The organism is Streptomyces fulvoviolaceus (assembly GCF_000718165.1).
Taxonomy (GTDB): Bacteria; Actinomycetota; Actinomycetes; order Streptomycetales; family Streptomycetaceae; genus Streptomyces; species Streptomyces fulvoviolaceus.
On the sequence record NZ_JOEY01000008.1, the window covers coordinates 50367 to 73811 of the forward strand.

The following is a 23445-nucleotide window of genomic DNA, read 5'->3' on the forward strand; positions in this document are numbered from 1 at the left end:
CCTCCAACCACCCGTCCCCGGACCACCCCCAAGGCGAGACGTGAAACTCCTCATCACCACCGTCGCCGACGGCGACCCCGCCGGCCGCCAGGACGTACTGCTCTCCGCGTCCGGCGGCACCCCCGTCGAGGACGTCGCCGCGCACCTGGCCCAGCTGCGCACGGGCGACACCGACGAGACCGGGACGCCACTGCCCCTCCCGGGACCGGCCCCGGCCTGCTATCTGGGCGACGAGCCCCTCGCCCCCGGCACCCCGCTGGCCGCCACCCGCCTCATGGACGGCAGCGTCCTCGCCCTCGGCGCCCCGCGGCCCCCCTCCCCCACCGCCTACGGCCCCGAGCGCGACGCCATGCCGCAGCCGCACCGGGTGGACCACTCACCGGTGGTGGAACTCCAGGTGGTGGGCGGCCCGGACGCCGGACGGGTGTACCCGCTCGGCCTCGGCACCCACGGCGTCGGCCCGCTTCAGGACGCGGCCGTCCCGCTCGAAGGCCGGGGCATGCCGGGCGAGGGCATCCGGGTGACCGTACGCCCGGACGGATCGGCCATCGTGGAACTCCCCGAGGGCGGCCCCGCGCGGCTGTCCGTACCGGAGCCGCCGGAGCACCGGGGCAGGCCCAACACCCCGCTGCTGCCGCTCGCGGAACAGGACGAGGAAGACGCCGAGCCCGAGGAGGTGTCCGACGGCAGCGCGGAACTCCCCGACGGCTGGGGGCTCTGGTCCGTCGGTGCGGAGCTGTCCGTCGGCGAGTATCTGCTGCGGCTGGCCGAGCCGACCCCCAGGGACGCCGCGGTGGTGCCGTCCGAGGGCGGCGGCAGCCTGGACTACAACCGGCCGCCGCGCATGCTGCCGCATCTGGCGCCCGAGCGGTTCCGACTGCCCGGACCGCCCGACCCTCCCGCGCGCAGGCCGATCCCGCTGCTGGTGGCCCTCGCCCCGATGGTCTTCGGCGTCTCCATGATGCTTTTCATGAACTCGTACTTCTATCTGATCTTCATGTTCATGTCGCCCGCGCTGATGGCCGCGAACTACGTCAGCGGGCGACGGCAGGCCCGCAAGGACTACGAGGAGAAGTCCAGCGTCTACCGGCAGCGCCGCGCCTCGCTGGAGGAGGACGTCCGGCAGAAGATCGCCACCGAGCGGCAGCTGCGCACCGACAGCGCGCCCGACCCGGCGGTGGCCGGGCTGTGGGCGGTCGGCCCCGGCCGCCGGCTGTGGGAACGGCGCCGCGGCGACCCGGACCACCTGGCGCTGCGCATCGGCACCGCACCGCAGCCGTCCCTGCTCGGTATCGACGACACCGCCCGCGAGGACAACCACACCGCCGTGCACTGGACGATCCCGGACGCCCCGGTCGGCGTGGACCTGGTCGACAGCGGCGTGGTGGGTCTGGCCGGCGCGACCGGCCCGGTCCAGGCCCTGGCCCGCTGGATGACGGCCCAGGCCGCGGTCCTGCACACCCCGCGCGACCTGCGGATCGTCATCCTCACCGACAAGGCCTCGCAGGACTCCTGGCACTGGGCGCGCTGGCTGCCCCACTCCCGGGACGGCCTGCCCGGCACGCGTGGCGGCGCCGTCACCCTGATCGGCAACGACCCGGAGACGGTGGCCAACCGGGTTGCCGAACTGGTCTCCACCCTGCGCACCCGCCAGCGGGCGGCCGAGTCCACCATGAGCAAGGCGCTGCTGAGCGAACCTGACGTCCTGGTGGTGATGGACGGCGCCCGGCGCCTGCGTGACGTACCCGGCGTGGTCTCGATCCTCAAGGAAGGCCCGGCCGTCCGGATCTTCCCGCTCTGCCTCGACCAGGAGGAACGCCTCCTGCCGGAGGAGTGCAGCGCCGTGGTCCGCCACGAGAACCACCGGCTGACCCTGTGCCGCACCGGACAGCCCGACGTCCCCGACATCCGGCCGGACCTGGTCGAGCCGGACTGGTGCGAGCGCGTGGCCCGGGGCATCGCCCCGATCCGCGACGTCACCCCGGACGCCTCCGAGGGTCTGCCCGCCAAGGTGGGACTGCTGGAACTCCTCGGTCTGCCACAGCCGAGCGCCGAGCACGTCGCCGCCCGCTGGGCACAGCGGCCGGCGTCCACCGGCGTCCTGCTGGGCGCCGGCTATGACGGACCGGTCGCCTTCGACCTGGTGAAGGACGGTCCGCACGGCCTGGTGGCGGGAACCACCGGATCCGGCAAGTCCGAACTGCTGCAGACCTTCGTGGCCGCGCTCGCCGCGGTCAACCGGCCGGACGAGCTGACGTTCGTCCTGGTCGACTACAAGGGCGGCAGCGCCTTCAAGGACTGCGTGGACCTGCCGCACACCCTGGGCATGGTCACCGACCTCGACAGCCATCTGGTGCAGCGCGCGCTGACCTCGCTGGCGGCCGAACTCACCAGACGCGAGCACATACTGGCCGATGCCGGCGCCAAGGACCTGCCCGAGTACCAGGGCATGCGCCGCCGCAGCCCCGAGCTGGTGCCCATGCCCCGGCTGGTGATCATCATCGACGAGTTCGCCACCCTGTACCGGGAGATCCCGGACTTCATCCCCGGCCTGGTGAGCATCGCCCAGCGCGGCCGTTCCCTGGGCATCCATCTGATCCTGGCCACCCAGCGCCCGGCCGGAGTGGTCAACTCCGACATCCGGGCCAACACCAATCTACGGATCGCGCTGCGGGTCACGGACTCCTCCGAGAGCCAGGACGTCATCGACACCAAGGACGCCGTCAGCATCTCCGCGGCCACCCCCGGCCGCGCGCTCGCCCGCCTCGGCCACGGCACCGTCGTACCCTTCCAGACCGCCTACGCCAGCACTCCCCTGCCCGGCGCGAAGCCCTCCCTGGACACCAAGGAGCAGCAGCCCGTGGAGGAGTCCCGCATATGGGGCACCGAACTCCACTGGCAGCGCCTCGGCCGCGCCGCAGGCCTGCCCGGCACGTCCGAGTCGGAGCCCGGCGGCGAGACCTCGGCGGACATGGCGGCCGACGACGTCCCCACCGACCTCAACGCGCTGGTGGAGGCGCTGTCCGAGGCGACACAGCTCATCGGGTGCGCCCCCCAGCCCAGCCCCTGGTTGCCGGCCCTCGGCACGGACGTCCTGATCGACGACCTGCCGCAGCCCGAGGAGTCCGGGAGCGCCCGCCTCGCCCCGGTGTCGTGGGCCCTGTCGGACCTGCCCGAAGCACAGGCACAGCTGCCTGTCCGCCTGGACTTCGCCGAGTTCGGCCATCTGTACGTCATCGGAATCCCGCGCTCCGGCCGCTCCCAGGTGTTGCGCAGCATGGCCGGAGCCCTGGCCCAAGGCCATTCCAGCGCCGACGTCCACCTCTACGGCATCGACTTCGCCGGTGGTGCGCTGACGGCGTTGGGCGTGCTCCCGCACTGCGGTGCCGTGGTGCCCCGTGGTGACATCGAGCGGCTGGAACGGCTGTTCGCCCGACTCGACGCGGAGCTGGAACGGCGACAGGAACGCCTCACCGAGCACCACGCGAGCAACCTCACCGAGCTGCGCGAGATCGTCGGTGCCGGTGCCCGCCCGCCGCACATCATGCTGTTCATCGACGGCTGGGACGCACTGATCGAGGCCGTCGCCGACCACAACGGCGGCCGCCTGGTGGAGTTGCTCAACCGGCTGCTGAGAGAGGGCGCCGCCGCGGGCCTGCATGTCGTCGCCACCTCCGAACGCGCCCTGCTGTCCGGACGCGCCACCGCGCTCAACGACAACAAGCTGCTGCTGCGCCTGAACGACCGGACCGACTACCACGCCGTCGGCAAGCGCTCGCGCGACATGCCCGACATCATCCAGCCCGGCCGCGGCTGGACCTCCGACGGCGGTACCGAGATCCAGGTGGCGCTGCTCGCACCCGGTGCCGCCGGGCAGGAGCAGGCCGAGGCGCTGCGCCGGATCGGCGCCGAGGCGACCCGGCGCGACGCCGGACTCCCCGCGGACCGCAGGCCCGCCCGCATCGGCACGCTGCCGGTGAAGGTGACCTTCACGGACGCGTACGACAAAGTCGGGGAGGAGTTCCGCCGCCCGATGTGGGGCCTGCTGGGCCTCGGGGGCGACGACGTCTCGCCCGTGGGCGTGGACTTCGCGGCCGGCGCGCCGACCTTCTCGGTCGTCGGCCCGCCCGGCTCCGGCCGCAGCACCACCCTGGCGTCCCTGGCGGTCTCGCTGCTCGCCGCCGGCACCCGCCTGGTGATCCTCGCTCCCCGCGAATCGCCGCTGCGCACCCTCGGCAGCCATCCCGGAGTACGGCTGATCACCGCGACCGAGCCCACGGTCGAGGAGTTCACCGAGGCCCTGGAAGCCGGCAGCGGACCCCGAGTGGTCATGGTGGACGACGCCGACCTGTTCGTCCTTCCGGACATCGACCAGAACCTGCGCTCCCTGGCCCAGTCCGGCAGAGACCACGGCATCGGCATCGTCATCGCCGCCACCGCGGAGACCATGACGGGCGCGATGGGCTGGCTCAGCGCCCTGAAACGGCACCGCAAGGGCGTCCTCCTCGGCCCGCAGAGCATTCTGGAGGGCGACTTCGTCGGGGCTCGCCTGGCCCACGCCCATCTGCGCGGTCGCAGACCCGGCCGCGGCCTCACCGTCGACCCGCGCTCCGGGGAACTCATCAACGTACAGATCCCCGAGACCGTGCTCGACGGGACGGACGGGGCCGCCTGACACCGCCGAGACGACGCCGGCGCCCGGGATGTGACGGCTTCCCGGGCGCTGGCTCGGTACTCCAGCCGGACTTCTGTATTCCTGCTGCTCAACGGCCTCGCGTGGGGAGTGCTGCGGAGGTTCGACGTGCGCGGGACGGTCCGACAGCCCGCTCGTCCGGCCGCTGAAACGACAGTCCCCACCGGCGCAGGTGCCTGCCGGCAACAACTGCCGTGCGTCCCCCACCAGTTCATTCACACAGGGATCAACGCCCCGGAACACCCACCATTTCGGATCAATACGCGGCATGCTCAACCTCGTAGATCGGAAACGACCCATACGAAAAGGGCCCCCACAGGCTCTCGCCTGCGAAGACCCTTCGCACCGTCGGCACGACAGGATTTGAACCTGCGCCCCCTTGACCCCCAGTTGGGTGGTCCATGAGCGGCGTACGACGGGTCGTTCTTCGCGGTCAGTGTCCAGCGTGGCGGTTGCGTCGACGCTCTTCGGCCGAAAGCCGGGCAAGCCGGAGCATGTACTCGAACTCCCAACCGGGTAACGGCATGAGATCGCCGCTGTCGCCGGCGGTCCGTTTCCATTCGTGGGCGAACGTATCGCGCCAGTGGTGGGCATGCACTTGTACCGAGACGGGGAAGCCGATCCCGGAGGTCGCCGAGGAACTCGGGGTCAATCCCGGCACGCTGCACAGCTGGGTCTCGCGTTGCCGCCGCAACGGGTCGGCGGCGGCCGATCGCTTCGCCGGGCGCCTGGCGGACGTCTGCGGGAGGCCGAGCGCGCCGAGTTGGAGAGGCTGCGGCGGCCGAGCCGGCCGCGTTCATCGGTAATTCGAGCGGCACGGGTTACTTCAGTGCTCCCGCCATGACGCCGTTGACGAACTGCCGTTGGAAGGCGAAGAAAACCACCAGCGGGATGATCATGGAGAGGAAGGCGCCGGAGGACAGGACGTCGATATTGGTGCCGAATTGGCGGGTCTGCTGTTGCAGGGCCACGGTGAGTGGGGCCGAGCCGGGGTCGGCGAAGATGAGCGCGACGAGCATGTCGTTCCAGACCCACAGGAACTGGAAGATGCCGAGCGAAGCTATCGCGGGCCCGCCCAGCGGAACCACCACTCGGAGGAAGAGCCACAACTCGCCCGCCCCGTCGAGACGGGCGGCCTCCAGCAGTTCGCGTGGGATACCCGCGAAGAAGTTCCGCAGAAGGAAGATCGCGAACGGCAGGCCGAAAGCGACGTGGAAGAGGACGACGCTGCTGATGCTGCCGAAGATCCCGAGCTTCCCGAACAGACTGGTGATGGGCACCAGCGCGATCTGCAGGGGGACCACGAGCAGGCCGACGATGAGCAGGAAAACCCAGTCCCGGCCCGGGAATTCGACCCACGCGAAGACATATCCGGCGAGTGAGCCGACGACCACGACCAGCAGCGTGGCAGGGACGGTGATCAGCAGACTGTTCAGGAACGAATGCGTGATCGTCGAGTTGTCCAACAGGCTGGTGTAGTTGTGCAGGGTCAGCTGCGCGGGCTTGGTGAGGACCGTCCACCAGCCGGACGACTGGATGTCCAGCGGCCCGCGCAGCGAGGACAACAGCAGGCCGACGGTGGGCAGCAGCCAGAAGAGGGCGACAGCCAGCAGGACGAGCCGTGTGGATCCGCCGGCGATACGGCGTGCCGCACGGGCGGCAGCGCCGGGTGCCGTGCGGCCGGAGGCGGTTGGGGCCGCGGTCTGCGGGGCCCGGGCGGTCTGCAGGGATGTCACCGTGACTTCTCCTTTCGGAACCGCTTGATGTTGAGGAACATGACCGGCGCGACCAGGGCGAGCAGGAGTACGGCGAGCGCGCTGCCGGTGCCCTGGTCGTTGCCGCCGCCGAAGGAGGACAGGTAGAGCTGCAGGGCGAGCACGTTGGCGTCCTGCTGGCTGGCGCCGGGTGCGATGACGTACACCAGGTCGAAGATCTTCAGCACGTTGATCACCAGCGTGACCAGCACGACACCCAGCACGGGCGCCAGGAGCGGCACCGTGATGCGGCGGAAGACCTGCCACTCCCCCGCGCCGTCGACACGTGCGGCCTCCAGCAGTTCCCTGGGGATCCCGGCCAGCCCGGCAGCGATCAGGACCATGGCGAAGCCGGTCCACATCCACACGTAGGCGCCGATGATCGACCAGGTGACGAGGGTCGGACCGAGCCAGTTGACGCCCGCGTACTGGGCGGTGAAGTTCGTCGCGGGCAGGCGCAGTTGAACCGGCGAGGCGCCGATACGGGCAGCGGGCAGAGCGAATGTGCCGTCCTTGGTGGCCGTCGCCGTGGCGATGACGCGCCCGTCGCGCACAGCCTCGACCCGAATGCCGGCCAGAGCCTTCTCTCCCCGGTCGATCTTCCCGGGAGTGCCGCCGCCCGGCTGGAAGTCCAGCCAGACCGTGCCGCACAAGGCGCCCGACGGGCACGAACCCGGCGCGGCGGCCTGCGCCGCGCCGGTCAGGGTACTGGGCTGCACTCCGACCAGAGCCAGCGCGGCCGGACCGTCACCGGGGCTGACGGACTTGCCGGTGTAAGGGCCGCCGACGGGGCCCGCCAGACTGCTGCCGGGGCCCGCCACCCTCGGATGGGCCCCGGGGTATGCCGATGCCTTGAAGAAGGTGTCGTGGACGCCGGTCGCCACCGCGTTGGCCACGCCCTTGCCGGGGTCCTGGTCGTAGACCAGCCGGAAGATGATGCCGGCGGCCAGCATGGAGATGGCCATCGGCATGAAGACGACCAGTTTGAAAGCGGTGCCCCAGCGGATCCGCTCGGTGAGCACAGCGAAGATCAGGCCGAGTCCGGTGGCCGCGACAGGTGCGACCACGACCCAGATCGCGTTGTTCTTGATGGCGACGAGGGTCTGGTGGTCGGTGAAGACACCGGTGTAGTTGGACAGCCCGACGAAGTCGGTGAAGCCGTCGGGGCCGAAGAGACTGCGTACCACCGACCACACGATCGGATACACCACGAGCGCGCCGAGCAGGATCAGCGCGGGCAGCAGGAACAACGCCGCGATCCACTTACGGCCTCGGGGTGTCCTCGTCCTGCGGCGGGCGGGGGCCCCCGCCGCCGCGGGGGCGGCGGGGGACGGAGGAGAAAGAGTCTGTGACATGACGGCTGCCTCAGCCCGCCTTGGCGAACGCCTTCGCGGCGTCCGCTTCGAGCTGCTTCTGCGCGCCCGCGACGTCGGAGGGCTTGGCGAGGAAGTCCTGCAGGTCCTTCCACTCTCCTTGCCCCTTTGTTCCGCCGAAGGCGGCCGGTGCCTGATCGGACATGTCGAACCGGATGTCGTCACCGGCCTTGATCAGGTTCTTCGCGATGTTCCGTACGGTGTCGTCGCGGTAGTTGGAGAAGTCGACCGCCTTGTTCGGTGACAGGAAACCGCCCTGCTGAACGGCGATCTCTGCCGCCTCCGGGGAGGCGAGGAAGCGCATCAGCGCCCGTGCGCCTTCGCCGTCCTTGAGGGCGACCGCGACGTCGCCGCTGCTCAGCACTGGTGCCTTACCGCCGTCCACGGCAGGGAAGGGGAAGACCTTGGCGTCGGTGCCGACCTTGGCCGTGGTCTCCTGCGTGATGTTGGTCGCGATGAACTCGCCCTCGTAGACCAGCGCGGCCTTGGGCGGCTTCGCGAAGACCTGGCCGACCGAGGTCGGGAAGTCGGTCTGCAGCGCGCCCCGGGTGCCTCCGGCCATCAGATCGGGCCTGCCGAAGATCTGGCCCAGCGTGGTCAGCGCCTTGGTCACCGAGGGGTCGGTCCACTTGATCTGATGCTTCGTCAACTTGTCGTACATGGCCGGGCCGGCCTGGCTGAGGTAGATGTTCTCGAACCAGTCGGTGACGAGCCAGCCGTCGGCGCCGCCTATGGAGAACGGAGGCGTGCCGGAGTCGGAGAGTGTCTGACCGTCCTTGAGCAACTGCTCCCAGGTGGTGGGGGTTTCGGTCAGTCCGGCCTGCTCCCAGGCCGCGGTGTTGTACCAGAACAGGGACTTGTTGGTGACCTTGAAGAACACGCCGTACTGCTTGTCCTTGTACGTGCCCAGGTCGCGCCAGGCCTGGCTGTAGTTCTGGTCCAACTCCTTGGTCACGGCCGGTTGCAGCGGCTTGAGCCAGCCTGCCTTGGCGAACTGCTGGAGCACACCGGGCTGGGGCAGCAGAGCCACGTCCGGCGGAGAGCCGCCCTGGATCTTGCTGCCGACGAAGGTCGACACGTTGTCGCCGGTGGGCACGAAGGTGGTCTTCGCTCCCGTCAGCTTGTCGAACCGGGCCAGTACCTTGAGGAAGTTCTTCTGCTCGGCGCCCGTCCAGACGCCGGCCACCTGCAGCTCCTGCCCGTCGAGCTTCGGCAGGGTCAGCGTGGAGGCGTCCTCGGCACCGGTGGTCGCCGGGGTGCCGGCGGCGTCGTTGTCCGAGGAGCCGCACCCGGCGGCCCCCATCACCAGGACGGCCACGGCCGTCAGTGCTGCCGCTCTGCCATTCATCGGGTCACTCCTTTGTGAAAGACGGAAGGAACGTGTAGCGACGGAAACGGAAGATGTGACGACGGACGGAACCTGTGGGGAGGGACAGCGGGGTCAGCCCGTGGGGCCGTCGGCCGCCCACCAGGCGGCGGTGGATCCGGGGAGGGTCCCGGGCGGGCAGGGCCCGCTCGCGAGCAGCGGCGTGCCGGGGACCGGGGCGGGACAAGGGACGTCGCCGAAGTTGACGGCGCACACCAGCCCGTCACCACGGACGAAGGCCAGGACCTGCGGCGGGGACTCCAGCCAGCGCAGCGTCCCGTTGCCGAGCGACGGCAGGCTCGTACGCAGCCGAAGCGCGTCGTGGTAGAGGTGCCAGAAGGAACCGGGGTCGGCCATGAGCCGTTCGGTGGTGTGCGCGCCGAACCAGGCGGGCTGGGGCAGCCACGGCTTGGCGATGCCTTCGCCCGAGGTGAAACCGAACGGGGACATGTGCCCCGACCACGGCAGTGGTACGCGGCAGCCGTCGCGGATTCCCACGCGGCTGCCGCTGCGGAAGAAGATCGGGTCGGTGAGCACCTCGTCCGGCAGGTCGACGACCTCCGGCAGGCCGAGCTCCTCGCCCTGGTAGATGTAGGCGGCGCCGGGCAGCGAGAGCATCAGCAGCGCGGCGGCGCGAGCACGGGCCGCGGCCGCGTAGCGGGTGACGGTGCGGACCTGGTCGTGGTTGTTGAGCACCCAGGTGATGGTCGAGCCGGTGTCGGCGATGTCCCGCAGGGCGTCCTGGATGACCCGGCGGAAGGTGGCGGCGTCCCACGGGGCCGTCAGCATGTGGAAGAAGAACGCCTGATGGAGCTCGTCCGGGCGGACATAGGCGGCTTGCTCGGCCGGGGTGCGTACGGACACCTCTCCGACGAGCAGCCGGTCGATGCCGTCCCGCGCGGTGTACTCCTCGCAGACGGCGCGCCAAGTGCGCCAGACACCGTGCGTCTCGGGCTGGTTCCATGCCAGGGGGTTGACCGTGTCGCGGGCTCGCGCGTCGGCTGCCGGGTCCGGGGAGTCCGGCAGTTCGGGATGCTTGAAGAGGCCGGTGGCCACGTCGATGCGGAACCCGTCGACGCCGCGGTCCAGCCAGAACCGCAGCACCTGCTCGAAGTAGCCGCCGACCTCGGGGTTGCGCCAGTTCAGGTCGGGCTGCTCCGGCCCGAACAGGTGCAGGTACCACTGGCCCGGCGTCCCGTCGGACTCGGTGACCCGGGTCCAGGCGGGTCCGCCGAACATGGAATGCCAGTTGTTGGGCGGCAGTTCGCCGGCTGTGCCACGGCCATCGGCGAAGTGGAAGCGGGATCTGGCCGGGCCGTCCGGGCCCTGGGCCAGGGCCTGGAGGAACCAAGGGTGCTTGCTGGAGCAGTGGTTGGGGACGATGTCGATGAGGACCTTGAACCCCAGGCGGTGCGCGTCGTCCACCAGGCGGCCGAACTCCGTCAGGTCTCCGTAGACCGGGTCCACGTCGCAGTAGTCGGCGACGTCGTAGCCGTGGTCGTACTGCGGCGAGGGATAGAACGGGTTGAGCCAGATGCCGTCGACACCGAGTCGCTTGAGGTACGGCAGGCCCGCACGGACACCGGCCAGGTCGCCGATGCCGTCCCCGGTGCTGTCGAGGAAGCTACGGACGTACACCTCGTAGATGACGGCCGTGCGCCACCACTGCTGTTGCACGGTGTGCTCGGACCGATCGGAGGGGCGCGGTTCGTTCTGTACCGGGCCGTCGTCGACGTACGCGTCGATCATCGGGAAACCGTCCTGGGATGGGCGTGATGGAAACCGGCCTCCGAGCGGGGAGGACAACGGCCGGTGGGCAGAGCGCCGGATCCTGCGCTACGGAGGGGCGCGTGGGGAGGCGGCTTGGCAGGAGAGGCGATGGAGCCGAGGGGCACGGACGCCTTCGGTGGACGGAGCCGTGTCGCCGCAGCGTCGCCGGACGAGAGCGCCCGCCGACGGGGACGCAAGGCCGTTCGCGGGGCGTGACGGCCGCCGACGGGTGCGAAAGGCCGTCAGATCGCCGATAACCGAGGCAGTGCCGAAGGCGCGGCGAGGGGCTGCGCCGTGGCGTTCATGGCCGCCCCCATCGCGCCGGCGTACGGACCGAGCGCGGCGGCGAGGAGCGTCACCGGCCCGATCAGTAGCCGACGGTCACGCAGGGCCTGCTCGACGGCCGGCCGCATCATGTCGAAGGCGGGCGCCACGCCGCCGCCCACGACGACGGTCGAGAGGCCGAGTTGGGCCAATACGCTCCCCAGCGCCGTGCCCACGGCCGTGGCGGCGGTGTCGAGGATCTTCCGGGCCGTGGTGTCGCCCGACCGGGCGGCTTGGACCAGGTCCTCGGCTGTCGCCGACCGGTCCTGGTTCCCGGTCGACCGGTCCTGGTTCCCGGTCGACCGGTCCTGGTTCCCGGTCGACCGGTCCTGGTTCCCGGTCGACCGGTCCTCGTTCCCGGTCCCGCGAGAGGCGAGGGCCCGGGACCAGGCGGTCGCCAGCGCCCGGCCCCCCGCCACCGTCTCCAGGCAGCCACGGGCCCCGCATCCGCAACGGTCACCGCCGAGCGCGGCGGTCATGTGCCCGATCTCGCCGATCTTGTCCCCGGGACCACGCAGGACGGTACCGCCCAGGGCGATCGCACCGCCTATCCCGGTGCCCATGGTCATGAACACCACGTCGCTGTGGCCGCGCGCGGAGCCCAGAGCGAGTTCCGCCGAGGCGAACGCGCGTGCGTCGTTCATCAGCAGGACAGGATTCGCGGTCGCACGCTCGAGCGTGTCCGCCAGCGGAAAGCCCTGCCAGTCGCCGTCGATGTTCGGGATGGTGGTGGTGGAGCGCAGGTCCGGGCTCAGATGGCCGGGCAGCGCTACGCCGATGGCCTCGACGGTGCGCGCGGCGGCGATCTCGGCGATGGCCCCGGCGACCTGCGCCGGCCCGGCGGCCGGGGTGAGCAGCGTGCCCCGCGCGACGACAGCCGCGTTGGCACGGTGCACCCATTTGATGTTCGTGCCCCCGATGTCCACCCCCAGGACGGAATCTGGGGGGCGAGGACCGATCCCGGTCGCGACCATGCGATCTCCCTGATCAGTACTGCCTGTATAGACTTATCGGAAGCTAGGCCGCGCAAATCGTCCAGTCAATCAGTTGAGACGTAAAGAATCAGAAAGATTGGCTGTTCGGTTCGATGCAACCGCGCCCCTACTGGGGCCGACGGCAGCGGCCGACGACCTGTCTAGCCTTTTGACGTCAGAAGTGGGTTCAGCCAGGTGCGAGCAGGGCGCCGTCGGCCGTGAGTTGCTCACGCAGTTCGATTGCGTCCACATCGCGGGGCCGGGATCCGGCGGAGACCGTCAGCGCCGCCGCCGTCCCCGCGGCCTGCCCCATCGCCATGCACTGTCCGATGGAACGAACCGAGGCGTGGGCGTCATGAGTGGCCGACAGACACCGGCCCGCGACCAGCAGAGCGTCGACTCCGCGAGGGAGCAGGCATCGGTAGGGCACACCGTAGGTGCGGCCGGTGGGCGTCTGGTCACCGGAGCCGACGTACTGCCAGATCGTCCTCTGCCCGGCGGAGTGGTCCTCGATCGGAGCGCCGCAGAGCGCGATGGCGTCCTCGAACTGGCGCGCCGTCAGGACGTCTTCCCTGCCCAGGACGTACTCGCCGATCAGGCGGCGGCTCTCCCGCACACCGATGCGCGGTGCGGACGCGATGAGGAAAGCCGTTTCATACCCCGGAACCTGCTCTCTGAGGAACCGTGTGTACTCGACGATCTGACGCCGTCCCTCCTGCTCGGCTGCCGAAAGCTGCCACGGGTCGGTCGGGTCGACGCCGCTCACACGGGTCACGTTGGTGTGGACGACCCCGGGTTCGGTGGTCCGGTGGACGGACCCTTCACGCCTGGGCAGCTCGTACGCTCCCGAGTCCGCGTGCAGGGCCATCAGGCGGTGCAGCTCCACCGTCGGGGTCGCCGCGGCGTCGACACCGGCGAGCCGGAAGGTCTGGGTGAGCGGTTGTGCGACGCGGTCCTCCGCGGGCCGCTCCAGCGCCGCCCCCGCGCGCCAGGCGATGTCGGCGTCGCCGCTGGCGTCGACGACCACCCTGGCGCGTACGTGCCCGGGGCCGGCGACCGTCTCGACGACCACTCCGAGGACGTTCTCGCCCTCCATCACCACCCGTGACGCACGGGCGTGGAACAGGACCCGCACCCCTGCAGAGCCGGTGAGTTCGTCCCACACCAGTTTGAGCGTCTCGGGGTCATAGGTGATGCCGGTGCCCGCACCGTAGGTGTTGGGGCGTTCGAAGGCCGCCTTGCGATCGGTGAGCGTCTGGCACACCTCCCAGCCGACGCCGCCGACGACGCGATCGCCCGTGCCGGGCGCGTAGAAGCCGTAGAAGGTGTCCAGGACGCTCGCCCCGGTACCGCCCAGGTGAGCGGCGCCCTCCACGAGCAGGGTGGAAGCGCCCCGACGGGCGGCCGCGACGGCTGCAGCGGAGCCCGCCGACCCGCCTCCGACGACCACCACATCGCCGTCCCACAGCAGCGGATGCCGCTCGGCCTCCGCCTGACTGATGCGTGCGCTCTGACTGTTGCATGCGCTGCTCACCTCAGGTGCCACCCTCCGTCTACGGGGACCACCGCACCGGTCGTGCGGGAGGAGGCGTCCGACAGCAGCCACAGGGCGGTGTCGGCGATCTCGTCGGGGCTGCAGGCCCGCGCACCGAGCGGCATCAGCCGCGGCATCCGGTCCTGGATCGCGGGATCGGTCATGGCGCGTGCGGCCATCGGGGTGTCCACCAGGCCGGCCGCGACGATGTTGACGCGCACACCCTTCGGAGCTCCGGTGAACGCGGCCGAGCGCACCAGGGGGACCAGGGCGCCCTTCGCGCTGGCGTAGGCAGCGGTGAGGAAGTCCTCGTCCAGTGTGCTCGCCAGGGCCGAGCCGATGACGACGATCGACCCGCCCGAGCCGGACAACTGCCGCAGGCCGGCGCGTAGTAGAAAGAACACCGAGTCGAGGTCGACCCGGTGCACTTCGTGCCATGCCTCGTCGCTGCACTCGTCCACCGGTCCGTCGCCGAGACGCCGGCCGGACATACCCACCGCGTGCACGATGCCGTCGAGACCGTCCAGTGCCTCGGCTGCTCGCGCCACCGCCGCATCGGCACCCGCGGACACGGTGATGTCGTACGTATCGCGGTCGGCCTCGAAGACCTGCGCACCGGCGGCCCGCGCCGCCTTGACGCACGCGGCGCCGATCCCGCCCCGGGCTCCGGCCACCAGCAGGCGCCTCACCGTGCACCGTCCGCGGTGCGCAGAGCGGCGGCGGAGCGGCGGGCGAACTCGAGGTAGGCGCCCTCGAACAACTCGTTGCTGCGGTCCGCGCCGACCAGGCGGGAACTGGTGATGACCGGCGGCATGGCGCCCCGTTCGGCCAGCAGCTCGGCGACCCGGACCTTGATCTCGTTGACCACGGCGATCGCGGTGAAGGTACTCACCGGGCCGACCGGAACGTCCAGGCCGGGGACTTGGCAGATGGCGTCGCCGACCGGCGAGCCCAGATCGATCACGACATCGGCGTGGTCGGCGAGCCGGGATCCGCTCGGATGCCGCGCTTCGGCGGCGTGCGTCTCCTGCAGCGACGTGGCCGCGATGACCGGCAGGCCGGCCTTCTTCGCGCCCATCGCCATTTCGATGGGGACGGCGTTGAGTCCGCTGACGCTGAAGATGAACATGCTGTCCGAAGGGCGCAGCCGGAAGTTGGCCAGGATCTGGTCGGCGAGCCCCTCGACGCGCTCGATGAACATCGCCTGTCGCTGTCCGTTGGCCCCCACCACCTGGGTGTGGAACGTCATCGAGAGCTCCACCAGCGGCTGGAAACCGGGGTAGGAGCCGTAGCGGGGAAAGAACTCCTCCACCGGCATGCGCGAATGACCGGTGCCGAAGGTGTAGACGACGCCGTCGTCGGCGATCGACCCGGCGGCGATCTGGGCCGCGGCCTCGATCGCGCCGGCCTGGGACTCGGCAATCTGCTCGACGATCCCGACTGCGGTACGGATCCACGATGGCACGTGCGGAAACCTCTCGGTGCGAGGGCAGAGACTGGCCCGACGCGATGCGGGCCATGTATTTGAGTAGGGGGCGGAGTATGTATAGACAGGTAAGACAAGCCGGACGCTAGGGTGGCGACCGGCATCACGTCAAGCACCAGAACTGGCTGATCTTCGGTTCCGACCGAGCGCGACAGGTGTGGACACATGACGAGGGACGGCCTATGCTGCAAGGCGTATACCGGTATAGACAAAGGAGAAGACGTGGCTCGGCGGCCCATGCCGCGACATGAAGCAGTCGAACGGCACATCCGCAGTCGGATCGCGGGACTGAACCCCGGAGACCAGATCGAGTCCGACGCGGAACTGTGCGACCTGTTCCAAGTCAGCCGGATGACGGTCAGGCAGGCGACCCAGCGCCTGGTCGCCGAAGGCGTGATCTACCGGATCTCCGGCGTCGGCACCTTCGTCGGGGAACCGCAGGTCCACCGCCAGATGGGCCAACTGCGCTCCTTCACCGAGGAGATGGCGCTGCGCGGCATGACCGTGTCATCGACCGTCCTGACGAGTGAACTGCGCGTGGGCAGCCAGGAGGAGATCACCGCGCTCAGGCTCGCGCCCCAGTCCAACGTCGTTCACGTACGACGGCTGCGGTTGGCCGACGACCAGCCGATGGCGATCGAGAACGTCGTACTGCCACCGTCCTGTGCCTGGCTGTTGGGCGAGGATCTGGCCCGTGGCTCGCTCCATCAGGCGCTCACCGACAAGGGTTTGACCCCCACGCGCGCGACCGGAACGCAGATAGCGGCCATCGCCGCCGAAGACGACGCCGCCCTCCTGGACCTGCCCATCGGTGCGCCCATTTTCGTCGAGCGCCGGCTGATCACCACCGCTGACGGCACACCCGTCGAACTCACCGAATCCCGCTACGCGGGTTCACGGTTCGTGTTCCACATCGAACTCGCCTAGCGGTTTCGGCTCTGACCGCCGGTCGCGTGCCGGACTCCCTCGCAGGGGCACCGAAGACTGAAGAGGGCAGTACCCGAAGGAGAAACAGCCTTGCCTGTCGTCGAGACCGTCCTGGGCCCTGTCGCCGCTCACGATCTCGGCGAGGTGGATGCCCACGAGCACGTCTTCCTGCGCACCCCGGTCAATCCCGGTGACGAGTTCCTCGACACCGACAAGGCGGCTGCCGAGCTCCTGCGTGTCGCGGCAAGCGGCATTCGTACCGTCGTCGACCTGACACCGGTCGGCCTGGGACGCCGCCCAGGCCAACTCGCCGAGGCCTCCCGCACAAGCGGGATTCACGTCGTCGCCGCGACCGGCTTCCACCGCAGCGCGCACTATCCGGCCTTCCACTGGGCCCGCCACGCCGACGACGCGACGCTTCTCGACGTACTCCTGGACGACCTTCGGGTCGGCATGGACAGTCACGACTGGGACTTTCCGCGCCCCATACCCAGCCCCCACAAGGCCGGCATCATCAAACTCGGAGCCTCGTACCACCGGATCGACCGCCACGAGGAGCGCTGGTTCGCCGCGGGAGCGGCGGCGGCCCGAAGCACGGGAGTGGCCGTGGCGGTGCACACCGAGATCGGGACCGCCGCGCACGCCGCGCTGGACCTCCTGGACAAGCACGGCGTCCCAGCCGGACGGGTCCTGCTGGCCCATACCGACCGCAACCCCGATCCGGAACTCCACCTCGACCTCATCGCCCGGGGCGCGTACCTCGTCTACGACACGATCGGGCGGATCAAGTACCGGCCGGACTCGGTTGTCCTCGACCTCATCGAGCGCATGGCCGAGGCAGGCAAACTGGGCCAGATCTGCTTGGGGACCGACGTCGGACGCAAGTCCTCGCTCATCTCCTACGGTGGCGGGCCGGGCATGGATGTGCTCGGCAGGGACTTCGTCCCACGGCTGCTTCGGCGTCTGGGCCACGAGGCGGTCGAGACCGTGCTGCGGTATGCCCCCCAGACACTGCTGGCCAAAGAGTCCTCCGCCACGTGAGTGCCTCCTGCGGGTCCAGCGCTCGACGCCCATAGCGCTTCGGAGTGGCTTCACTGGTGCTGAGCCGGGGATCCGGTTGTCGTCAGCCGGCTTGCCGGTACTCGTTGATGAGGCCGGCGACAGCCTCGTGGCGCTCAAGACACCCAGGGTGAGTCGACGACGTCGTAGATGTCGCCGCCGACGAGCCGATCCTCCTGTACACCCGGGTACTGATCGGCGACGTGCAGGGCGAGGGACTGGCCGCCGTGGGCGCCGCGTTCGCCGTCATCGGCGCCTTCCGTGAGGCGGCCCACCGGGAGCCCACGCTCACCGCGCTCATCATCGGCGTCGACTCCGGCACCGAGGCCCAGGCCATCAACTGCGGGCACATTCCGCCCCACTTGTTGCACGACGGCACCGTCATCACGCCTCTCCTGGGCTCCGGCGTCCCGCTCGGTCTCGCCGAACTCGCCGCCGAACCCGCGACCGTGGACTGGTTCGCCTTCCCGACCGGTTCGACACTGCTGCTGACCACCGACGGCCTCACCGAGACCCGCGCTACCGACGGCACGTTCTACCCGGTCGACGAGCGACTGACGAAGCACCTCGACCTCTCCCCCACCGAACTGCCCCAGGCACTGCACGAGGACGCCCGCGCGTTCGCCGGCGACGACCGCCGCCACGACGACATCGCCGTCCTGGCCGTTCGCCGGCCACCACGCCGAGCGGGCACGCCGATCCGGCTTCCCGCCTCCTGCGCGTGGCCTGATCGGGGCGCGCATGTTCGATCTGGGCGAGCCCTGAGAGCACATGCTCATGCCCTCATCGGACGTGCCGCCCGTGATGAGGCGTTCCCCGAGCTTCCGGCCGGCACCCGCGCCCGAACAGGGCGGTGACGTGGGGGCCGGCCCGGGAAGTGGGGGCGCTCCAGGGGCTAGTTGACTGTGATGCTGCCGGCGAGCTTGATGTCGGTGGCGGAGCGGCCGACATGGACAGGGACCCTGCCGGTCGGGGTGGCCCAACGGCTCTTGGACTCGTCCCAGTACGAGAGCCTGCGGCGGTCGATCTCGACCTTGACAGTCTCCCGTTCCCCGGCCTTCAGGTACACCCGGGCGAAGCCGGCCAACTGCCTCTCCGGGGTGGCCGTCCTGGTCGGCAGGTGCCCGATGTAGACCTGCACCACGTCGGAGCCCGTGCGCCGCCCGGTGTTGCGCACCTCGACCCGGACTGTCGCGGTGTCCCGCCCGTCGGCGAGATCAATGCCTTCAACGCGCAGCCTGTCGTACGCGAAGGAGGTGTACGACAGGCCGAAGCCGAAGGGGAACCGCGGCTTCTGGTGGTTCTCGTCGTACCACTTGTAGCCGACGTATATGCCTTCGTCGTACGTGATGGTGCCTGCCCCGCCGCTCTTCGGGCCCGTGTACCTGGACGGGCCCTGCTCCTCGTCGGCGGGGAAGGTGACCGGGAGGCGGCCGCCCGGTTCGGCGTCCCCGTACAGGACGCGCGCGATACTCGTGCCGGTCGCGGCGCCTTGGTACCAGGCCTGGAGGACGCCCTTCACCTTGTCCAGCCAGGGCATCAGCATCGGGCCCGAGGTGTTGAGTACGACGACGGTGTCGGGGTTCGCAGCGGCCACGGCCTCGATGAGCTGGTTCTGGTCGCCGGGCAGGTTCAGGTTGTCGCGGTCCACCCCCTCACCGGCGAAGTTGTTGACGAACACCACGGCGACGTCCGCCTTCCTCGCCGCTTCGACGGCCTCCGGGATGAGCGAGTCGGGCTGCCAGCACAGCTTCATGCTCGGGCCGAAGAAGCCGGCGTCCTTGGTGGAGTACTCCACGGTGATCTCGACGGGCCGGCCGGCGGTGAGGCGGGTGACACCGCCGACGGTGTACTCCTGCGGCGCGAAGAAGAAGTCCCAGAGTGCGCGGGAGCCGTCGAAGACCGTCGCCCCGTCGACGACGAGCTTCGCCGCGCCGGACAGCAGCGTCGAGAAGCGCACCAGGCCGGTGGTGGGCGGGGTGATGGTGCCGGTCCAGCGGGCCGACCACTGGGCCGGCAGGCCGTCGACCGGGGTGCCGTCGCGGAAGTCGACGTTCGGGGTGGTCGTGGTGGCGAGCGGGTCGCCTTCGAAGGCTTCGCCGGCGAAGAACTCGGCGTGCAGCCCCGGCTGTCCGTCGGGGGTGGTGAAGACCGCGGCGGGGATGACCGGCAGCGCCACGTCGCCGTACGAGCCCTGTGCGACGAGTACGCGGTCGGCACCGGTCTTGGCCTTGATCGCGTCCACGGCCGTCGTGAAGTCGCCGGGGGTGACGTAGGAGGAACCCTCGACACCCGTGATGGCGTCCTTGCCCGCGGGTCCGATCACGGCGACGGTCTTCCGCCTGGACAGCGGGAGGATGCCGCCACGGTTCTTGAGCAGCACCGTGGCCTGCTCCCCCGTCACGCGGGCCAGCGCCTGATGCTCGGGCGTGGTCACGACGTCGGCTGGTGCGGGCAGCGGGTGGTCGAAGGCGCCGGAGGCGAAGAGCGCGTACAGCATGCGGCGGGCCGCGTCATGGGTGCGCTCCTCGGGGATACGGCCGTCGGAGAAGGCCTCCTTCGGAGTGTCCGGAACAAGCGCACCGGAATCGACACCTGCCTTGAACTCCTCCACCCGGTCACCCGACGGGAGGTAGTCGGTGCCCAGGTACCCCTTGAGGCCGAGATCCCTCTTCAGCGCGGTGATGATGTGCTCGTTCTCGCAGGCGTGGACGCCGTTGACCTTGGGGTACGAGCCCATGACCGAGAGTGCGCCGCCCTCACGGATCGTCTGCTCGAAGGCCGGGTAGTACACCTCGCGCAATGCCCGCTCGGAGACCCTGACATCCAGGGAGCTGCGGCCGTCCTCCTGGTTGTAGACGGTGAAGTGCTTGAGCTGGGCGATGACGTGGTTCTTCTGGAAGCCCTTCGCCACGGCGGCGCCCATCGCACCGTTGAGGAAGGGGTCTTCGCCGTATGACTCCGGCTCACGGCCGTTGCGGGGGTTGCGGTCGATGTCGAGGGTCGGGCCGAGCAGGACGTTCCAGCCTTTGGCGCGGGCCTCGGCGCCGATCGCCCGCCCGTACCTCTCCGCGAGCGTGGTGTCGAAGGTGGCGGCCAGTGCGTTCGGTGCGGGGAAGGCCGTCACGCCCGTGTCGCCGCGGAGGCCGTCCGAGGCGTCCACGCGCGTCATCGCCGGGATGCCCAGGTACGCAAGGGGCTCGGAGTCGGCGACTTCTGATGCGGTGACGAGGATGACCTTCTCGTCGTGGGTCATCGCCGACAGCAGGGAATCGGTACGCCAGTCCGGCGACTTGGCGGTGTTGCGCCACGGCTGGGCGGTCCGCTCGGTCCGTGCGGCTCCGAAGGCGGGAGTCCCGGTGGCCATGGCGCCGGCGGTACCCAGCACTGCGGCGGTCACGAGCTGACGGCGGGTCATACCTCTGAAGCGATTCATTACTTCCGTACTCCTTCGGACGGGAGGTGAAGGTGCTCAGGGGGTGCTGCGGCGTGGTTCAGCGGTGGGCCGGAACAGTGCCGGGCCGTGTCAGGTCGGCCCGGCACCGGGTCTCTACGCGGCGTCCCGGCGGAGGCCGCCGGTGTCGACGACGTGATCGCCGGGGCCCACGTCCAGGGGCTCGCGGCCGGGGAGTTCCACCGTCCCCCGGCATCCCTCGGGCACCGTGACGCGGGCCGTCATGCCGACCGCGGTCAGTTCCCAGGACAGGGCAGCCGTGCCGTACGGGGTCTCGTGGCGGGTGTTGGCCCAGGTGATGCCGCCACCGGGGCGAGGCCGGAAGGCGATGGTGCGGTAGCCGGGCGAGGTGGCGGACATGCCGCCCACGACGCGGTGCAGCCAGTCGGCGACGGCGCCGAGGGCGTAGTGGTTGAAGGAGGTCATCCCGCCGGGGTTGAGGGTGCCGTCGGGGCGCAGGCTGTCCCAGCGCTCCCAGATCGTCGTCGCCCCCTGGGTGACCGGGTAGAGCCACGACGGGCACTCGGTCTGCGTGAGGAGCCGGTAGGCGACGTCGAGGTGGCCGGTGTCGGTGAGCGCGTCGCAGATCAGCGGCGTACCCACGAAGCCGGTCGCGATGCGGGCGTTGTCCTCCAGGACCAGGGCGGCGAGCCGGTCACCGGCGTACTGGCGCTGCGCGGGATCGTCGAACAGACCGAAGGCCAGAGCGACGGAGTACGCGGTGGGGCTGTCGCTCGTCATGCGGCCCGACGGCAGGACGTAGCGGCCGCGGAATGCCTGGGCGACCTCCTCGGCCAGCGTGCCGTACCGCTGCGCCGCCTCCGTGTCGCCCAACTCCCCTGCCGACCAGGCGAGATGACGGGCGGACCAGGCGAAGTAGCCGGTGGCCACGAGGTAGCGGTCGGTGCGGGTGGCGGCCGGGTCGTCCGGCGGGGCGCTGGGGTCGAGCCAGTCCCCCAGCTGATAGCCGGAGTCCCACAGGCGATCGGGCCCGGCGAGCCGGTCTATCAGGTCGACCCAGGCGCGGCCCGTGGCGAAGTGCCGGCGGAGCAGTTCGCGGTCACCGAAGCGTTGGTAGAGCACCCAGGGAGTGAGAGCGGCGACATCGCCCCAGGCGGCGCCCGGCTGGATGGGCGTCCACTGCGGGCCGCCGGGAATGACCGGCACGTACCAGGGCACGGTCCCGTCGGGGAGTTGCTCGACCGCCACGTCGGCGAGCCAGGAGTCGAGCATGCCCGCGCAGTCGTAGAGGAAGCTCGCGGTGGGCGCGAAGACCTGCAGGTCGCCGGTCCAGCCGAGGCGTTCGTCGCGGGCCGGACAGTCGGTGGGGATGTCGACGAAGTTGCCGCGCATGCTCCAGACGACGTTCTCGTGCAGGCGGTTGACCAGGTCGTCGCTGCACTCGAACCAGCCGGTGCGGCGCATGTCGGTGTGGTGGACCAGCGCGGTGACGGCGCCCTCGGCGAGGTCGCCCGGCCAGCCGGTGATCTCGGCATGGCGGAAGCCGTGCAGGGTGAACCGCGGCTGCCAGGTACGGGGGCCGTCGCCGGCGAGGATGTACGTGTCGGTGGCCTGGGCTCCGCGCAGCGGGCGCGTGGCCAGTTCACCGTCCTCCAGGACTTCCGCGTGGCGCAGGGTGATGGTCGTGCCCGCCGGTCCGTCGACGGTGATGCGCAGTCGGCCGACGAGGTTCTGGCCGAAGTCGAGCAGGTGGCGGCCGTCGTCCTTGCGGGTGACCGTTACCGGGGCGACCTCCTGGGTGCAGCGCACCGGAGGTCCCTGCGGGGCCACGAAGGTTCGGGGGTCGCGGCTTCCCACGGTGACGGGAGTGCCGCCCCCCATGCCTTGGGGGGTCGCCCAGTCGGGGTCGTCGAGGCGGGCGTCGAAGGTCTCGCCCTCGTACAGACCGCTGGTGAGGATCGGCCCGAACGCGGCGGTCCACGACCTGTCGGTGGCGATGACGGTGGTGGTGCCGTCGTCGTGGGTGACTTCGAGTTGGGCGATGAGGGACTGGTCGGTGCCGTAGATGTTGCGGGTGCCGCCGTCGAAGCCGAGGAGGCCGCGGTACCAGCCGTCGCCGAGCCAGGCGCCGAGGGTGTTGGCGCCCTCGGTGAGGTGGTCGGTCACGTCGTAGGTGTAGTAGCGCAGGCGATGGCCGTAGACGGTCCAGCCGGGGGACAGCGCGTCGTCGCCGACCCGGTGACCGTTGAGTTCCGCCTCGTACAGGCCGTGCGCGGTGATGTAGAGGCGGGCGCGCGCGACGGGTCGTACGAGGGTGAAGTCTTTGCGGACGCGGGCCGGACGGCGGTCGCTGTCCGGATTCTCGGGCCAGGGGGCTCCGACCGGGACGGCCGACCAGTCGGCCGGCTCCAGCAGGCCGGCCTCCACGACGCTGGGCGGGCTCCACCCGGACGGCTCCCCGGACCCTGTCCACATCCGCACCCGGACGGTGACACGTTCGCGGGAGGCGAGGGGCTCGCCGGGCCACGGGACGAAGACCTGGTCTGCGCCGTCGATGCGACCCGTGCGGTGGACTCGGCCGTCGCGGTCGAGCTCGATCTCGTACCCGTCCTGAGCACCCGTGCCGGACGGCAGTGACCACGACAGGCGCGGTTCGGCGACGCCGATACCGAGGCCGTCGGGCAGGTGCTCGAACGACACCGGGGCAGGCTGAAGGGACATCAATGGGGGGAACCTTCCGTGATGTGGGCGGTGGAACGACCGGCAGAGG

General features: G+C 70.4%; 13 protein-coding genes and 1 pseudogene. 4 read left to right on the plus strand and 10 right to left on the minus strand.

The genetic code is table 11. The features are described 5' to 3' along the window. The first annotated feature begins 40 nt into the window (after window positions 1-40). On the plus strand, window positions 41-4675 hold the full coding sequence (locus IG08_RS0110305) for an FtsK/SpoIIIE domain-containing protein (protein ID WP_030599176.1): 4635 nt from the start codon (window positions 41-43) through the stop codon (window positions 4673-4675). Window positions 4676-5514: 839 nt separating this feature from the next. Here the strand turns inward: IG08_RS0110305 and IG08_RS0110310 are convergent. From IG08_RS0110310 to IG08_RS0110345, 8 genes are all read right to left on the minus strand, one after another. Next, window positions 5515-6429 carry a carbohydrate ABC transporter permease gene (locus IG08_RS0110310; RefSeq protein ID WP_030599178.1) on the minus strand — a complete coding sequence of 305 codons (915 nt, stop codon included), beginning with the start codon at window positions 6427-6429 and terminating at the stop codon, window positions 5515-5517. Further along, window positions 6426-7802: a carbohydrate ABC transporter permease gene (locus IG08_RS0110315; RefSeq protein ID WP_030599182.1), complete on the minus strand. Its 1377-nt coding sequence runs from the start codon at window positions 7800-7802 to the stop codon at window positions 6426-6428. Before IG08_RS0110315 ends, IG08_RS0110310 begins: the two co-directional genes overlap by 4 nt. Window positions 7803-7812: 10 nt before the next feature. Beyond that, the gene (locus tag IG08_RS0110320) at window positions 7813-9168 is read right to left on the minus strand and encodes an ABC transporter substrate-binding protein (protein WP_030599184.1); all 1356 of its coding nucleotides are present in this window, start codon (window positions 9166-9168) and stop codon (window positions 7813-7815) included. 93 nt (window positions 9169-9261) lie between these two features. Then, the gene (locus IG08_RS0110325) at window positions 9262-10935 is read right to left on the minus strand and encodes a glycoside hydrolase family 13 protein (protein ID WP_043453871.1); all 1674 of its coding nucleotides are present in this window, start codon (window positions 10933-10935) and stop codon (window positions 9262-9264) included. A 263-nt stretch (window positions 10936-11198) separates the two neighbouring features. Then, on the minus strand, window positions 11199-12254 hold the full coding sequence (locus IG08_RS54045) for an ROK family protein (protein ID WP_043453875.1): 1056 nt from the start codon (window positions 12252-12254) through the stop codon (window positions 11199-11201). A 187-nt stretch (window positions 12255-12441) separates the two neighbouring features. Further along, window positions 12442-13788: an FAD-dependent oxidoreductase gene (locus tag IG08_RS0110335; protein WP_199820842.1), complete on the minus strand. Its 1347-nt coding sequence runs from the start codon at window positions 13786-13788 to the stop codon at window positions 12442-12444. Then, window positions 13785-14477, minus strand: coding sequence for an SDR family NAD(P)-dependent oxidoreductase (locus IG08_RS0110340; RefSeq protein WP_052424583.1), 693 nt, complete (start codon window positions 14475-14477; stop codon window positions 13785-13787). Before IG08_RS0110340 ends, IG08_RS0110335 begins: the two co-directional genes overlap by 4 nt. Beyond that, window positions 14474-15253, minus strand: a complete 780-nt coding sequence (locus IG08_RS0110345) for a sugar isomerase domain-containing protein (protein ID WP_043453878.1) — start codon at window positions 15251-15253, stop codon at window positions 14474-14476. Before IG08_RS0110345 ends, IG08_RS0110340 begins: the two co-directional genes overlap by 4 nt. A 243-nt stretch (window positions 15254-15496) precedes the next feature. Here IG08_RS0110345 and IG08_RS0110350 point away from each other — a divergent pair, with 243 nt between their 5' ends. The 3 genes and pseudogenes from IG08_RS0110350 to IG08_RS0110360 form a co-directional block, all read left to right on the plus strand. After that, entirely contained in the window at window positions 15497-16201 is a 705-nt protein-coding gene (locus IG08_RS0110350) for a GntR family transcriptional regulator (RefSeq protein WP_158812204.1), read from the plus strand. A 90-nt stretch (window positions 16202-16291) separates the two neighbouring features. Further along, window positions 16292-17242 (plus strand): phosphotriesterase family protein, encoded by a 951-nt coding sequence (locus IG08_RS0110355; RefSeq protein WP_043453881.1) that lies wholly within the window; start codon window positions 16292-16294, stop codon window positions 17240-17242. Between the two features lie 158 nt (window positions 17243-17400). Then, window positions 17401-17946 (plus strand): annotated as a pseudogene (locus tag IG08_RS0110360) (PP2C family protein-serine/threonine phosphatase); the annotation flags it as partial. Window positions 17947-18155: 209 nt separating this feature from the next. Here the strand turns inward: IG08_RS0110360 and IG08_RS0110365 are convergent. Then, entirely contained in the window at window positions 18156-20696 is a 2541-nt protein-coding gene (locus IG08_RS0110365) for a beta-glucosidase (protein WP_078655527.1), read from the minus strand. Between the two features lie 114 nt (window positions 20697-20810). Beyond that, on the minus strand, window positions 20811-23396 hold the full coding sequence (locus IG08_RS0110370) for an alpha-L-rhamnosidase (RefSeq protein WP_030599212.1): 2586 nt from the start codon (window positions 23394-23396) through the stop codon (window positions 20811-20813). Between the last annotated feature and the right edge of the window lie 49 nt (window positions 23397-23445).

Coding starts and splice junctions, on each gene's coding strand:
- IG08_RS0110365 (WP_078655527.1), bottom strand. CDS start 20,696: ATGAATCGCTTCAGAGGTATGACCCGCCGTCAGCTCGTGACCGCCGCA.
- IG08_RS0110315 (WP_030599182.1), bottom strand. CDS start 7,802: ATGTCACAGACTCTTTCTCCTCCGTCCCCCGCCGCCCCCGCGGCGGCG.
- IG08_RS0110325 (WP_043453871.1), bottom strand. CDS start 10,935: ATGATCGACGCGTACGTCGACGACGGCCCGGTACAGAACGAACCGCGC.
- IG08_RS0110370 (WP_030599212.1), bottom strand. CDS start 23,396: ATGTCCCTTCAGCCTGCCCCGGTGTCGTTCGAGCACCTGCCCGACGGC.
- IG08_RS0110320 (WP_030599184.1), bottom strand. CDS start 9,168: ATGAATGGCAGAGCGGCAGCACTGACGGCCGTGGCCGTCCTGGTGATG.
- IG08_RS54045 (WP_043453875.1), bottom strand. CDS start 12,254: ATGGTCGCGACCGGGATCGGTCCTCGCCCCCCAGATTCCGTCCTGGGG.